General features: G+C 45.7%; 1 rRNA gene. It reads left to right on the top strand.

The features are described 5' to 3' along the window. Positions 1-156 precede the first annotated feature (156 nt). Positions 157-271, top strand: a 5S ribosomal RNA gene (rrf, locus tag ACYVGZ_RS11745). Positions 272-514: the final 243 nt, after the last annotated feature.

Genomic DNA, 514 nt, shown 5'->3' with positions numbered 1-514 from the left:
TATAACACCAAAGTAGCTTTAGATAAGCGAAAGGATACGGTTTAAAACTTGATACACGTTATTTCGAAATGAATTGTTAAACAGTAAACAGAAAGACAAGCAGAACAAAGCGTGTTTTGGAGAAAGTAATAGTCCAAAACGAGCGCAACAGAATTGCTTGACGATCATAGAGGCGTTGAACCACCTGATCCCATCCCGAACTCAGAAGTGAAAAGCGCCATCGCCGATGGTAGTGTGGGAGATCCCATGTGAGAGTAGGTCGTCGTCAAGCTTTAATACAAGAGAAACCCCACATAGCCAATGCTGTGTGGGGTTTTTTATTGCAGACACGCATGTGAGAGTAGGTCGTCGTCAAGCTTTAATATAAGAGAAACCCCATACGACAAATGTCGTGTGGGGTTTTTTCGTTTACAGCGCCAAAACGTCAATCCCAAGCTCCGACTCGTAGGGCGCCGTTAGGCCGCAGGCCGTAATGCGCCGCTGGGTGCAAAGCGCCCATATAACCGATATTGAA

The organism is Marinomonas epiphytica, assembly GCF_054780655.1.
This window is presented reverse-complemented; position numbering and strand designations above follow the sequence as displayed.